The following is a 16,275-nucleotide window of genomic DNA, read 5'->3' as shown; positions in this document are numbered from 1 at the left end:
GCCCCCGCCACCATTCCGGTGGTGGACGTGCGCTCCGTGCCCGCCGCCGAACGGCGGGCCGAGGCCCGGCGTCTGGCCGTGGAAGAGGCCTTCCGTCCCTTCAACCTGCGAACGGGCCCGCTGCTGCGCGCGTCGCTGCTGCGCCTGGACGACGCCGAGCACCTGCTGCTGCTGACGATGCACCACATCGTCTCGGATGGCTGGTCCATGGGCATCCTCGTGCGCGAGATGGTGACGCTCTACGCGGCGCGCACCTCCGGGACTCCCGCCACCCTGCCCTCACTGCCCATGCAGTACGCGGACTACGCGGTGTGGCAGCGGAGCTGGCTCCAGGGCCCGGTGCTCGCGCGCCAGCTCGACTGGTGGAAGCAGCAGCTCACCGGCGCCCCGGCGCTGCTGGAGCTGCCCACCGACAAGGCACGCCCGCCCATGCCCTCGGGGCGCGGCGCGAAGCACACCCTCCAGCTCCCGGTGGACCTCAGCGAGTCCATCAAGGCCCTGTCCCAGCGTTACGGCGTCACGCCGTTCATGACGATGCTGGCCGCCTTCCAGGTCCTGCTCCAGCGCTACTCCGGCCAGGACGACATTGTCGTCGGCTCGCCCATCGCCGGCCGCAACCGCGGGGAGACCGAGGACCTCATCGGCTTCTTCGTCAACACCATCGCCCTGCGCGCCCGCGTGACGCCGGGCCTGTCCTTCGCCGAGCTGCTGGCCCAGGTGAAGGAGACCACCCTGGGCGCCTACGAGCACCAGGACGTGCCCTTCGAGAAGCTCGTCGAGGAGCTGCGCCCTCCTCGCAACACCAGCTACTCGCCCTTCTTCCAGGTGCTGTTCTCCCTGCAGAGCGCGTCCATGGGCGAGCTGGCGCTGCCGGGGCTGCGCCTCGAGCCGCTCGAGACGAGCGATGTCGGCGCCAAGTTCGACCTGACGCTGTCCTTCACGGAGTCACCCCGGGGCTACACGGGAGGCTTCCTCTACAGCACGGACCTGTTCGAAGCCTCCACCGTGGAGCGGATGGCGGAGCACCTGCACACGCTGCTCCAGGTGGTGGTGACGCGGCCCACGCAACCGCTCGCCACGCTGCCGTTGATGGAAAGCGAAGCGAGCCGCGAGCAGCTGATGCGGTGGAGCTACACCGCCTCCGACTACCCGCGCGAGTCCACCCTGCCCGAGGTCTTCGCCCAGGTGGTGGCCCGCCACGCCGACGCGGTGGCCCTCGAGTTCGGCGACGCGAAGCTCACCTACCGTCAGCTCGACGAGCGCTCCAACCAGCTCGCCTGGCACCTGCGCCGACAGGGCGTGGGCACCGACTCCCGCGTCGCCCTGGCCCTGGAGCGCTCGCTGGAGCTGCCGGTGGCGCTGCTGGCCATCCTCAAGGCCGGTGGCGCCTACGTGCCCTTGGACCCCGCCTACCCGCGCGAGCGGCTGGCCGCCATGGTGGAGGACTCGCGTCCCCAGACGCTGGTGACCACGCGGGCGTTGCTGCCGAAGCTGCCCTCCGAGGGACTGTCCACCGTGGTGCTGGAGGACGCCGCGCTCGACGCCGAGCCGGCGCATGCGCTTCCGTCCGCCGCCCTGCCCGAGTCGCTGGCCTATATCGACTTCACCTCCGGCTCCACGGGCCGGCCCAAGGGCGTGGGCACCACCCATCGCAACGTCCTGCGCACCCTCTTCGGCGTGGACTACGCGCACCTGGGCCCGGAGGAGACGTTCCTCCTCATCGCCCCCGTGTCCTTCGACGCGTCCACCCTGGAGCTGTGGGGCCCGCTGCTGCACGGCGCGCGGCTCGTCGTCTTCCCACCGCACTCGCCTTCCGACCTGAAGGAGCTGGAGGCCGTGCTGACGAAGCACGGCGTCACCACGCTCCACCTCACCTCCGGCCTCTTCACCCAGGTGGTGGACCACGCCTTCACCGCGCTGCGAGGCGTGAGGCAGTTGCTCACCGGAGGTGACGTGGTGAGCCTCCCGCACGTGCGCCGCGTCCTGGAAGAGCTGCGCATCCCCGTCACCGCCTGCTACGGCCCCACCGAGACGACGCTGTTCGCCTCGTGCCACCGGATGACGGACCCCGCGCGGCTCGCCACCTCCGTGCCCATCGGCCGGCCCATTGGCAGCACCCGGCTGTACGTCCTGGACGCGCGAGGCCAGCAGGTGCCCGTGGGTGTGCAGGGCGAGCTGTTCATCGGCGGCGACGGCCTGGCGCGCGGCTACGTGGGCCAGCCCTCGCTCACCGCCGAGCGCTTCATTCCCGACCGCTTCTCCGGCATCCCCGGCGCCCGCCTCTATCGCACCGGGGACCTCGTGCGCTGGCTGGATGACGGCACCCTCGACTTCGTCGGGCGTGCCGACTCGCAGGTGAAGCTGCGGGGCTTCCGCGTCGAGATGGGTGAGGTGCGCGCGGCCCTGGCCAGCCACCCGGAGGTGCGCAACGCCGAGGCCCTCGTTCGCGAGGACCGGCCCGGGGACAAGCGGCTGGTCGGCTACGTCGCCGCCTCCGAGTCCCTGGACATGGCCGCCCTGCGCGCCTTCCTCCAGCAGCGGCTGCCCGAGTACATGGTGCCCTCCGCCCTGGTGCGGCTGGACGACCTGCCGCTGACGCCCACCGGCAAGGTGGACCGCAAGGCCCTCCCCGCGCCGGACGTGGCCTCCGCGCCCAACCAGTACGTCGCTCCCCGCACGCCCACCGAGGAACGCTTCGCCGCGCTCTGGGCGGAGGTGCTCGGCGTGCCGCGCGTGGGCGCCGAGGACGACTTCTTCGAGCTGGGAGGGCACTCGCTGCTGGCCACGCAGGTGGTCTCCCGCATCCGCGCCAGCCTGGGCGTGGAGCTGTCCCTGCGCGAGCTGTTCAAGACGCCCACCGTGTCCGCGCTGGCCGCGCGGGTGGAAGCGGCGCTCCAGCGCCGGGGGGCGCAGGTCATCCCGCCGCTCGTCGCCACGGCACGCACCGGGCCCGCGCCGCTGTCCTTCGCCCAGCAGCGGCTGTGGTTCATCGACCAGCTGGAGCCCGGGAGCAGCCTCTACAACATGGCCTTCCCGCTGCGGCTGGAAGGGCGGCTGGACGTGAGGGCGCTGGAGGAGTCCCTCTCCCAGGTGGTGGCCCGTCACGAGTCGCTGCGCACCACCTTCGCGCGGAGCGAGGGGCAGCCGGCGCAGCACATCCACCCGCCCGCCCCGCTCTCGATTCCGGTGGTGGACCTGCGCGACGTCCCCGCCGCCGAGCGCCACGCGGAGACACGGCGCCAGCTCCTGGCCGAGGCCGCCCGTCCCTTCAACCTGACGGCGGGCCCGCTGCTGCGCGCCCTCCTGCTGCGTCTGGAGGACACCGAGCACGTCCTCGTGCTGATGATGCACCACATCATCTCGGACGGCTGGTCCATGGGCGTGCTCGTCCGGGAGATGGGCAGCCTCTACGCGGCGAAGGCCATGGGCGCCCAGCCCGTGCTGCCGCCGCTGCCCGTCCAGTACGCCGACTACGCGACATGGCAGCGCCAGTGGCTGAAGGATGAGGCGCTGAAGGAGCGGCTGGACTACTGGAGGCACCAGCTCTCCGGCGCTCCGGCGTTGCTGGAGCTGCCCACCGACAGGCCGCGTCCGCCCGTACAGTCCCGCCGGGGCGCGCGCCAGTCCGTCCACCTCCCGGTGGACCTCACCGAGGCCATCAAGGCCCGCTCCCAGCGGCACGGCGTGACGCCGTTCATGACGCTGTTGGCCGCCTTCCAGGTCCTGCTCTACCGCTACTCCGGTCAGGACGACATCGTCGTCGGCTCGCCCATCGCCGGCCGCACCCGCGCGGAGACGGAAGGGCTCATCGGCTTCTTCGTCAATACGCTGGTCCTGCGCTCCCGCATCCTCCCGCGCGACTCCTTCGAGAGCGTGCTGTCTCGCGTGAAGGAGACGACGCTGGGGGCCTATGAGCACCAGGACGTGCCCTTCGAGAAGCTCGTCGAGGAGCTGAAGCCCGAGCGCAGCCTCAGCTACTCCCCGCTGTTCCAGGTCATGTTCGCCCTGCAGAACACGCCCATGGGCGCGCTGGAGCTGCCAGACCTGCGCGTGCGGCTGCTCGAGCTGGAAGACGTCCCCGCCAAGTTCGACCTGGACCTCGGCCTGACGGAGACGCCGGACGGCTTCATGGGCGTGCTCCAGTACGCCACCGACCTGTTCGATGCGCCCACCGTGGCGCGCATGGTGGAGCACCTGCGCACCCTGCTGCGCGCCGCGCTGGCCCACCCCGAGCAGCCGCTGGCCTCGCTGCCGCTGATGGATGAGGCCGAGCAGCGCCGCCTCCTCGTCGAGTGGAACAGCACCGCCACGGACTTCGCGGAGAGCGGCTGCGTCCATGAGCGCATTTCCGCCCAGGCCACTCGCACGCCGGACGCCGTCGCCGCCGTTTCCGACTCCGGCTCGCTCACCTATGCGCAGCTGGAGACGCGCTCCGACCTGCTCGCCTCGCACCTGCGTCAGCTCGGCGTGCGCCCCGGCACCCTCGTTGCTTTGTGCATGGAACGCGCACTGGAGCTGCCAGTGGCGCTGCTGGGCATCCTCAAGGCCGGTGGTGCCTACGTCCCGCTGGATCCGAGCTACCCTCGCGAGCGCCTGGCTTTCATGCTCCAGGACACCGCGGCTCCGGTGCTCCTCACCCAGCAGCACCTGCGCGGCCTCCTCCCCGATGGCCCCAAGGTCGTGTGCCTCGACTCCGACTGGGAGCATGGCAGCGGCCCGAATGGACCGGACGTCCCCGTGCCTCCCGAGAGTGCCGCGTACGTCATCTACACCTCGGGCAGCACCGGCCAGCCCAAGGGCACCGTCATCTCCCATCGCGCCCTGGCCAACCACATGGCCTGGCTCGTCTCCACCTTTGGCCTCTCGTCTTCGGACCGGGTGCTGCTCAAGACGCCGCTGAGCTTCGACGCCTCCGTCTGGGAGTGCTGGGCGTCGCTGCTGGTCGGCGCGCCGCTCGTGCTCGCGCCGCCCGAGGCCCACCGCGACCCGGCCGCGTTGGTGGCCTGCGTGGTGCGCCAGCGTGTCTCCGTCCTCCAGGTCGTGCCCTCCATGCTCCGCTTCATGCTGGAAGAGGAGGGCCTCCGTGGTGCCACGCACCTGCGCTGGCTGTTCTGCGGCGGCGAGGCCCTGGCCTCCGAGCTGGGCCCGCGCCTGCGCGCCGTGCTGCCCGGAGTCCGGCTCGTCAACCTCTACGGCCCCACCGAAGTCACCATCGACTCCACCTTCGCCGAGGCCTCGGGTGAAGAGTCCGGACTCACCGTTCCCATCGGTAAGCCCGTGGCCAATACCCGCGCCTATGTGCTCGACGCGCGCATGCAGCCGGTGCCCACCGGCGTGCCGGGAGAGCTGTACCTGGGCGGCGTGCAGCTCGCGCACGGCTACCTGCAGCGGCCTCACCTCACCGCCGAGCGCTTCGTGCCGGATGCGCTCAGCGGCGAGGCCGGCGCCCGCCTCTACCGCACCGGTGACAAGGTGCGCTGGAAGTCCGACGGCACGCTCGAGTACCTGGGCCGCATCGACTTCCAGGTGAAGCTGCGCGGTCAGCGCATCGAGCTGGGTGAAATCGAAGCAGCCCTGAAGCAGCAGCCCGGCGTGCGCGATGCCACCGTGCTGGTGCGCGAGGACGTCCCCGGCAACCAGCGCCTCGTCGGCTACGTGGTGCCCACCTCGGGTCACCCGCTCGATCCAGCGGCCCTGCGCTCGGGACTCCTGCGGCACCTGCCGGAGTACATGGTGCCCTCCGCCTTCGTCTTCCTGGAGGTCCTGCCCCTCACGCCCAACGGCAAGCTCGACCGCAAGGCCCTTCCTCCGCCCGACGCGAGCAACCCTTCCGGAGGCTTCCAGGCGCCGCGGCTGCCCACCGAGCAGCAGCTCGCCAACATCATGGCCGCGCTGCTGCGCGTGGAGCGCGTGGGCGTCGATGACAGCTTCTTCGCCCTCGGTGGCCACTCGCTGCTGGCCACCCAGCTCGTCTCCCGCATCCGCGCCACCTTCGGTGTCGAGCTGCCCCTGCGCGCCGTCTTCGAGAGCCCCACCCTCTCCGGCCTCTCCCAGCGCATCTCCGCCCTCCAGGGTGGCGGCGCGGCAGGGCACCCGGCTCCGCTTCTCCAGTCGACACCTCGCAGCCAGGCGCTGCCCCTGTCCTTCGCCCAGCAGCGGCTGTGGTTCATCGACCAGCTTGACCCTGGCAGCGTCGCCTACAACCTGCCCGCCGCAGTGCGCCTGTCCGGCACGCTGGACGTCTCCGCGCTGGAGCGTGCCCTCCAGGCCCTCGTCGCCCGCCACGAGTCGCTGCGCACCACCTTCGCCACCCAGGACGGCGAGGCCGTGCAGCGCATCCACGAGGCCTCTGCCTCCCCGCTGCCCCGGGTGGACCTGAGCACCCTGCCTCCGGAGCAGCGCGAGGCCGAGGCCCGGCGCACCTTCAGCGAGGATGCGCGGCGCCCGTTCGACCTCGCCCGAGGGCCGCTGCTGCGCACCACGCTGCTGCGGCTCGAAGAGACCGAGCACGTGCTCCTGCTGACGATGCACCACATCATCTCGGACGGCTGGTCCACCGGGGTGCTGGTGCGCGAACTCGGCGCGTTCTACCAGGCGGAGGTCTCCGGCACTCCGGCGTCCCTGCCGGCGCTGCCGGTGCAGTACGCCGGCTACGCCGCGTGGCAGCGCGACTGGTTGCGCGGCGAGGTGCTCGACACCCAGCTCGGCTACTGGAAGCGGCAGCTCGCTGGCGCGCCCTCACTGCTGGAGCTGCCCACCGACAGGCCCCGTCCCGCCACCCAGAACTTCCGGGGCGCGAACGTCCCCGTCGTCCTCTCCCGCCAGCTCTCCGATGAGCTGCTGGCCGCCAGCCAGAAACATGGCGTGACGCCGTTCATGCTGCTGCTGGCCGGCTTCCAGGCCCTGCTGCACCGCTACTCCGGCCAGGATGACATCGTCGTCGGCTCGCCCATCGCCGGCCGCACCCGTGCGGAGACGGAAGGCCTCATCGGCTTCTTCGTCAACACGCTCGTCCTGCGCGCGCGCATCGCGCCTCGGGCTTCCTTCCTCTCGCTGCTCCAGCAGGTGCGGGAGACCACCCTCGGCGCTTACGAACGCCAGGAAGTGCCCTTCGAGAAGCTCGTCGAGGAGCTGAAGCCCGAGCGCAGCCTCAGCTACACCCCGTTGTTCCAGGTGATGTTCACCCTGCAGAACACGCCCACGGGCACGCTGGAGCTGCCGGGCCTGCGCGTGCGCTCCGTCGAACCGGAGGACGTTCCCGCCAAGTTCGACCTGAACCTCACCCTGGCGGAGACGCCGGACGGCTTCATGGGCGTGCTCCAGTACGCCACCGACCTGTTCGATGCGCCCACCGTGGCGCGCATGGTGGAGCACCTACGCACCCTGCTGCGCTCGGCCGTGGCCCGACCGGAGCTGCCCGTTGCCTCGCTGCCGTTGATGGACGAGGCCGAGCAGCACCGCCTCCTCGTCGAGTGGAACGACACCGCCGTGACGTTCTCGGAAGGCGGCTGCGTCCACGAGCGCATCTCCGCCCAGGCCGCGCGCACGCCGGACGCCGTCGCCGCCGTCTCCGACTCCGGCTCGCTGACCTATGCGCAGTTGGAGGCACGCTCCGACCTGCTCGCCTCGCATCTGCGTCAGCTCGGCGTGCGTCCCGGCACCCTCGTCGCCCTGTGCATGGAGCGCTCGCTGGAGCTGCCGGTGGCGCTGCTGGCCATCCTCAAGGCGGGCGGCGCCTACGTCCCGTTGGACCCCGCCTACCCGCGTGAGCGGCTGGCCTTCATGCTCCAGGACACGGCCGCTCCCGTCCTCCTCACCCAGCAGCACCTGCGTGGCCTGCTCCCTGACGGCCCCATCGTCGTGTGCCTGGATGCAGGCGGAAACGTGATGGGCGGTGCGGAAGCGAGCGGTCCGAGCGTCCAGGTCTCGCCGCACAGCGCCGCGTACGTCATCTACACCTCGGGCAGCACCGGTCAGCCCAAGGGCACCGTCATCTCCCATCGCGCCCTGGCCAACCACATGGCCTGGCTCGTCTCCACCTTCAGCCTCTCCTCCTCCGACAGGGTGCTGCTCAAGACGCCGCTGAGCTTCGATGCCTCCGTCTGGGAGTGCTGGGCTCCGTTGCTCGTCGGGGCGCCGCTCGTCCTGGCTCCGCCCGAGGCCCACCGCGACCCGGCCGCGCTGCTGGCCTGCGTGGTGCGCCAGCGTGTCACCGTCCTCCAGGTCGTCCCCTCCATGCTCCGCTTCATGCTGGAAGAGGGCTACCTGCGCCGCGCCACGCACCTGCGTTGGCTGTTCTGCGGCGGTGAGGCCCTGGCCTCCGAGCTGGGCCCGCGCCTGCGCGCCGTGCTGCCCGAGGTCCGGCTCGTCAATCTCTACGGCCCCACCGAAGTCACCATCGACTCCACCTTCGCCGAAGCCTCGGGCCCGGAGTCCGGACTCACCGTCCCCATCGGCCGGCCCGTCGCCAACACGCGTGCGTACGTGCTGGATGCGCGCATGCAGCCGGTGCCCACCGGCGTGCCGGGAGAGCTGTACCTGGGTGGCGTGCAGCTCGCGCACGGCTACCTCAACCGGCCCCACCTCACCGCCGAGCGCTTCGTACCGGATGCCCTCAGTGGAGAGGCCGGAGCGCGCCTCTACCGCACTGGCGACAAGGTCCGCTGGCTGGACGATGGCACGCTGGAATACCTGGGCCGCATCGACTTCCAGGTGAAGCTGCGCGGTCAGCGCATCGAGCTGGGCGAAATCGAGGCCGCGCTCAAGCAGCAGCCCGGTGTGCGCGACGCCACCGTGCTGGTGCGCGAGGACGTCCCCGGTAACCAGCGCCTCGTCGGCTACGTCGTGCCCGTGGCGGAAGGCTCGCGGGAGACCGAGGCGCTGCGCTCCGGCCTCTTGCGGCACCTGCCGGAGTACATGGTGCCCTCCACCTTCGTCTTCCTGGAGGCCCTCCCCCTCACGCCCAACGGCAAGCTCGACCGCAAGGCCCTTCCTCCTCCCGAGGCGGGCGGCGACTCCTTCGTCGCGCCCTCCACGCCCGTGCAGCGGCAGCTGGCCTCCCTCTGGAGCGACCTGCTGCACGCGGAGCGCGTGGGCATCCACGACAGCTTCTTCTCCCTCGGCGGCCACTCGCTGCTGGCCACCCAGCTCGTCTCCCGCGTTCGCACGGCGTTCGGCGTCGAGCTGCCCCTGCGTGCTGTCTTCGAGAGCCCCACCCTCTCCGGTCTCTCCCAGCGCATCTCCGCCCTCCAGGGTGGCGGCGCGGCAGGACACCAGGCGCCTCCGCTGCTCCCGGCGCCTCGCACCGGCCCGCTGCCGCTGTCCTTCGCCCAGCAGCGGCTGTGGTTCATCGACCAGCTCGACCCTGGCAGCGTCGCCTACAACCTGCCCGCCGCCGTGCGCCTGTCCGGCACGCTGGATGTCTCCGCGCTGGAGCGTGCCCTCCAGGCCCTCATCGCGCGTCACGAGTCGCTGCGCACCACCTTCGCCACCCAGGACGGCGAAGCCGTGCAGCGCATCCATGAGCCCGCGTCCTCCCCGCTGCCCCAGGTGGACCTGAGCACCCTGCCTCCGGAGCAGCGCGAGGCCGAGGCCCGGCGCACCTTCAGCGAAGACTCACGGCGCCCATTCGACCTCGTCCGGGGCCCGCTGCTGCGCACCACGCTGCTGCGGCTCGAAGAGACCGAGCACGTGCTCCTGCTGACGATGCACCACATCATCTCCGATGGCTGGTCCACCGGAGTGCTGGTGCACGAGCTGGCCGCCTTCTACCAGGCGGAGGTCTCCGGCACTCCGGCCTCCCTGCCGGCGCTGCCGGTGCAGTACGCCGACTATGCGGCGTGGCAGCGTGGCTGGCTGCGCGGCGAGGTGCTCGACGCCCAGCTCGGCTACTGGAAGCGGCAGCTCTCCGGGGCTCCACCGCTGCTGGAGCTGCCCACCGACAGGCCCCGTCCCGCCACCCAGACCTTCCGGGGCGCGAACGTCCCCGTCGTCCTCTCCCACGACCTCTCCGAGGCCGTGCTGGCCATGTGTCAGCGCCACGGCGTGACGCCGTTCATGCTGCTGCTGACCGCCTTCCAGGCCCTGCTGCACCGCTACTCCGGCCAGGATGACATCGTCGTCGGCTCGCCCATCGCCGGCCGCACCCGCGCGGAGACGGAAGGCCTCATCGGCTTCTTCGTCAACACGCTGGTCCTGCGCGCGCGCGTCACGCCTCGGGCTTCCTTCCTCTCGCTGCTCCAGCAGGTGCGGGAGACCACCCTCGGCGCGTACGAACACCAGGAGGTGCCCTTCGAGAAGCTCGTCGAGGAGCTGAAGCCCGAGCGCAGCCTCAGCTACTCCCCGTTGTTCCAGGTCATGTTCGCCCTGCAGAACACGCCCAGGGGCGCGCTGGAGATGCGGGGCCTGAGCCTCCGTTCCCTCGCGCCGGAGGACTCGCCCGCCAAGTTCGACCTGGACCTCGGCCTGGCCCAGACGCCAGAGGGCTTCGCGGGCGTGCTCCAGTACTCCACCGCGCTCTTCGATGCGGCCACCGCGACGCGGATGGTGGAGCACCTGCTCACCCTGCTGCGTGCCGCGCTGGCCCACCCCGAGCAGCCGCTGGCCTCGCTGCCGCTGATGGACGAGGCCGAGCAGCGCCGCCTCCTCGGCGAGTGGAACGCCACGGTGGCCCCCTTCCCGGCGGACGCCTCCGTGCACGACCTCTTCTCGGCCCAGGCCTCGCGCACACCGGAGGCCCTCGCCGCCGTCTCCGATTCGGGCTCGCTCACCTACGCGGAGCTGGAGACCCGCTCCGGCCTGCTGGCCTCGCACCTGCGTCAGCTCGGTGTGCGTCCCGGCACCCTCGTCGCCCTGTGCATGGAGCGCTCGCTGGAGCTGCCGGTGGCGTTGCTGGCCATCCTCAAGGCGGGCGGCGCCTACGTCCCGCTCGACCCCGCCTACCCGCGCGAGCGGCTGGCCTTCATGCTCCAGGACACCGCGGCTCCCATCCTCCTCACCCAGCAGCACCTGCGCGGCCTGCTTCCCGAGGGCCCCGCTGTCGTGTGCCTCGACTCCGGCTGGGAGACCGGCCACATCCCGAGCGGACCGGGCGTCTCCGTGCCTCCCGAGAGCGCCGCGTATGTCATCTACACCTCGGGCAGCACCGGCCAGCCCAAGGGCACCGTCATCTCCCACCGCGCCCTGGCCAACCACTCGGAGTGGATGCGCACCACCTACGCCCTGGGTTCAGGGGAGCGGACCCTCCAGCTCACCCCGCTGAGCTTCGACGTCTCCGTCGCGGAGTTCTTCGCCGCGCTCCTGTCCGGTGCCGCCGTCGTGCTGGCTCCGGCCGACGCCCAGCGGAACCCGGCCCTGCTGCTCACGTGCCTGCTGCGTCACCGCATCACCGTGCTCCAGGTGGTCCCCTCGCTCCTGCGCGTGCTGCTGGACGAGCCCGCCCTGCGCACCGTCCAGAGCCTGCGCTGGCTCATCTCGGGCGGAGAGGCGCTGCCCGCGGACCTGCCGCCACGCGTGCGCGAGGCGATGCCCCATGTCCGCCTGAGCAACAACTATGGCCCCACCGAGACCACCATCGACGCCACCTGGTGGTGGGTGCAGGACGTGCTGGCCGGCCCCGCGACCTCCATTGGCCGGCCCGTGGCCAACACGCGCGCGTACGTGCTCGATGCGGGGATGCGGCCGGTGCCCACCGGCGTCCCCGGTGAGCTGTACCTGGGCGGCGTGGGACTCGCGCACGGCTACCTCAACCGGCCCCACCTCACCGCCGAGCGCTTCGTGCCGGATGCGCTCAGCGGCGAGGCCGGAGCGCGCCTCTACCGCACCGGCGACAAGGTGCGCTGGAAGGCGGATGGCACGCTGGAATACCTGGGCCGCATCGACTTCCAGGTGAAGCTGCGTGGCCAGCGCATCGAGCTGGGTGAAATCGAGGCCGCGCTCAAGCAACAGCCCGGTGTGCACGACGCCACCGTGCTGGTGCGCGAGGACGTCCCCGGCAACCAGCGCCTCGTCGGCTATGTCGTGCCCGCCGATGAAGGCTCGCTGAACGCTGGCACGCTGCGCGTCCGCCTCCAGAAGCAGCTTCCCGAGTACATGGTGCCCTCCACCTTCGTCTTCCTGGAGGCCCTCCCCCTCACGCCCAACGGCAAGCTCGACCGCAAGGCCCTGCCACTCCCCGACGCGGGCAGTGGTGAGTCCTTCGTCGCGCCCTCCACGCCCGTGCAGCAGCAGTTGGCCTCCCTCTGGAGCGACCTGCTGCGCGTGGAGCGCGTGGGCGCGGATGACAGCTTCTTCACCCTGGGTGGCCACTCGCTGCTGGCCACCCAGCTCGTCTCCCGCGTTCGCACCGCGTTCAGCGTCGAGCTGCCCCTGCGCGCCGTCTTCGAGAGCCCCACCCTCTCCGGCCTCGCCCAGCGCATCTCCGCCCTCCAGGGCGCTGGCGCCCCTCGCCACGAGGCGCCTCCGCTGCTCCCGGCGCCTCGCACCGGCCCGCTGCCGCTGTCCTTCGCCCAGCAGCGACTGTGGTTCATCGACCAGCTCGAGCCCGGCAGCGCCGCCTACAACCTGCCCGCCGCCGTGCGCCTGTCCGGCACGCTGGACGTCACCGCGCTGGAGCGTGCCCTCCAGGCCCTCGTCGCCCGCCACGAGTCGCTGCGCACCACCTTCGCCACCCAGGACGGCGAGGCCGTGCAGCGCATCCACGAGGCCTCCGCCTCCCCGCTACCCCAGGTGGACCTGAGCACCCTGCCCGTCGAGCAGCGCGAGGCGGGAGCGCGCCGCCTCGCCACCACCGAGGCGGCGGAGCCGTTCGACCTCGTTCGGGGCCCGCTGCTGCGCGCCACGCTGCTGCGCCTGGAGGAGACCGAGCACGTGCTCCTGCTGACGATGCACCACATCGTCTCGGACGGCTGGTCCATGAGCGTGCTCGTCCGCGAGCTGGCCGCGCTGTACGAGGCGGCCCTCTCCGGTGAGGCCCCCCGCCTCGCGCCGCTTCCCGTCCAGTACGCCGACTACGCGGTGTGGCAGCGGGACTGGCTGCGCGGCGAGGTGCTCGAGGAGTGGCTCGGCTACTGGAAGCAGCAGCTCTCCGGGGCACCCCATGCCCTGGAGCTGCCCACCGACCGGCCGCGGCCTCCCGTGCAGACCTTCAACGGGGCGGCGCATTCCTTCACCTTCCCCCGGGAGCTCTCCGAGCAGCTCGAGGCGCTCGCCCACGAGCACCACGCCACCCTCTTCATGGTGCTGCTCGCCGCCTGGCAGACGCTGCTGCACCGCTACTCCGGGCAGGAGGACATCGTCGTGGGCTCGCCCATCGCGGGCCGCAACCGGGCGGAGACGGAAGGGCTCATCGGCTTCTTCGTCAACACGCTCGCCCTGCGCTCGCGCCTCTCCGGAGAGGACACGTTCGTGTCGCTCCTGGAGCGCGTGCGCGAGACGACGCTGGGCGCCTACGCCCACCAGGAGGTGCCGTTCGAGAAGCTGGTGGAGGTCCTCCAGCCCCGGCGGGACCTGAGCCGCTCACCGTTCTTCCAGGTGATGTTCGCCCTGCAGAACGTGCCCGACTCGGAGCTGCGCCTGTCCGGCCTGAAGCTCTCCGCGATGGACGCCGCCATCGGCACCGCCAAGTTCGAGCTGACCCTGGCCATGACGGCCACGGCCCACGGGCTGGCGGGCACGCTGGAGTACAACACCGACCTGTTCAACGCCTCCACCGCGGCGCGCCTCGTCGAGCACCTGCGGACCCTGCTGGGTGCCATCGCCGTCAGTCCGCGCCAGAAGCTCTCCGCGCTGCCGCTGATGAACGCGGCGGAACAGCGCCAGGTGCTGGGGGAGTGGAGCGCCCGGGCGTCCGACTTCCCGCGCGAGGCCACCCTGCCCGGCGTCTTCGCCCAGGTGGTGGAGCGCTTCCCGGACCACATTGCCGTCGAGTTCGGCGACGCGAAGCTCACCTACCGCCAGCTCGACGAGCGCGCCAACCGGCTCGCGTGGCACCTGCGCCGTCTCGGCGTGGGCGCCGATACATGCGTGGCCCTGGCCGTCGAGCGCTCACTGGAGCTGATTGTCTCCCTCGTCGCCATCCTCAAGGCCGGCGGCGCCTACGTCCCGCTCGACCCCAGCTACCCCCGCGAGCGGCTGGACGGCATGGTGGAGGACACCGCCCCGCGCGTGCTCATCACCACCCGCGCCCTGCTGGAGAAGCGGCCCGCGGGGCTGACCACCCTGGTGCTGGAGGATGCCTCGCTCGACTCCGGGCCGGCGCACGCGCCTCCTTCCACCGCCCTGCCCGACTCGCTGGCCTACGTCGACTTCACCTCCGGCTCCACCGGCAGGCCCAAGGGCGTGGGCACCACCCACCGCAACGTCCTGCGCACCCTCTTCGGCATCGACTACGCCCACCTCGGCCCCGACGAGACGCTGCTCCAGCTCGCTCCCATCGCCTTCGACGCCTCCACGCTCGAGGTCTGGGGCGCGCTGCTGCACGGCGCCCGTCTCGTCGTCATGCCGCCCCAGCCGCCCTCCCTGGAGGAGCTGGGACAGGTGCTGCGCGATGCCCGCGTCACCACCCTCTGGCTCACCGCCGGCCTCTTCACCCAGATGGTGGAGGGCCACCTCGAAGGGCTCCGCCCCGTGAAGCAGGTCCTCGCGGGCGGCGACGTGGTGCCGGCCTCGCACGTGCGCCGCGTGCTGGAGGAGCTGCGCATCCCCGTCACCAACGGCTACGGGCCCACCGAGACGACGGTGTTCGCCGCCTGCCACCGCATGACGGACCCGGCCTCGCTGGACGCCTCCGTGCCCATCGGCCGTCCCATCGGCGGCACGCGGCTCTACGTCCTCGATGCGCACGGCCAGCCCGTGCCCGCGGGGGTTCCGGGCGAGCTGTTCATCGGCGGCGACGGCCTGGCGCGCGGCTACATCGGCCAGCCCGCGCTCACCGCCGAGCGCTTCATCCCCGACGCCTTCAGCGGCATCCCCGGAGCGCGCCTCTACCGCTCCGGAGACCTCGTGCGCTGGCTGGACGACGGCACGCTCGACTTCATCGGCCGGGTCGACTCGCAGGTGAAGCTGCGCGGCTTCCGCATCGAGCTGGGCGAGGTCCAGGCCGCCCTGGACAGCCACCCCGAGGTCCAGGGCGCTGTCGCCGTCCTGCGCGAGGACCGCCCCGGTGACAAGCGCCTCGTCGGCTATGTCGTCGCCCCCGAGTCGCTCGACATGGCCACCCTGCGCGCCTTCCTCCAGCAGCGGCTGCCCGAGTACATGGTGCCCTCCGCCCTGGTGCGCCTGGACGCGCTGCCCCTCACGCCCAATGGCAAGGTGGACCGCAAGGCCCTGCCCGCGCCGGAGCTGACGCCCTCTCGCGCCGGGTATGTCGCCCCGCGCACGCCCACCGAGGAGCGGCTCGCGGCGCTGTGGGCCGAGACCCTGGGCCTGGAGCGCGTGGGCGCCGAGGACGACTTCTTCGAGCTGGGCGGTCACTCGCTGCTCGCGGCGCGTCTGACCTCCCGCCTCCAGAAGGCCCTCGGCAGGCGCGTGTCCCTGGCCACGCTGTTCCAGCACCCCACGGTGGCGGCCCTGGCCACGGTCCTCGACGCGCGCCCCGAGGAGGCGGCGGCCGCCTCCCACCTGGTGCGGCTCAAGCAGGGACAGCCGGGACGCCCGTCGCTGTTCCTCGTGCATGGGGGCGGTGGAGGCGTGGATGCCTACGCGGACCTGGCCCGGCTGCTCCCCGCGGACCAGCCCGTCCACGCCTTCCGCGCGCCCGGGCTCGACGGGGGAGCGCCGCCTCCCGCCTCCGTCGAGGCCCTGGCCGCGCTCTACCTTCCGCAACTGCGCGCCGCGCAGCCCCGCGGCCCGTACCTGCTGGGGGGATGGTCCTTCGGCGGACTCGTGGCCCAGGAGCTCGCCCGCCGCCTCCAGGCCGAGGGGGATACGGTGGCGTTGCTGGTGATGCTCGACTCCCACGCGCCCGGGGAGCGCGCCGCGCCGGCGCCGGACGTCCTCGGGCAGCTCGCCACCTTCGGCGAGCTGCTGGACCTGCCCTGGCGCTCGCTCCCGCTGGACGTGGCGGAGCTGACCCAGCTCGGTGAGCGCGAGCGGCTGGCGTGGCTCCTGGAGCAGCTCCGCCGCCTGCCCGCGGGCGCGCCCGACCTGGACCTCGACGAGGCCGAGCGCCGCTTCCGCGTCTTCCAACGACTGAGCGAGGCCCAGCGGACGCACGTCCCCGGCCGCTCCACGGGCCCGACGGTCCTCCTCAAGGCCACCCCCGGCGCCGACGAGCCC

The 16,275-nt window shown here is 72.0% G+C and carries 1 protein-coding gene; it reads left to right on the top strand.

The annotated features are described in order from the left end of the window. Window positions 1–16,275, top strand: a 16,275-nt coding sequence (locus tag HG543_RS39915; RefSeq protein WP_169350171.1) for a non-ribosomal peptide synthetase, incomplete at both ends; no start/stop codon positions are given.

The sequence above is a fragment of the Pyxidicoccus fallax genome, assembly GCF_012933655.1.
GTDB lineage: Bacteria > Myxococcota > Myxococcia > Myxococcales > Myxococcaceae > Myxococcus > Myxococcus fallax.
This window is presented reverse-complemented; position numbering and strand designations above follow the sequence as displayed.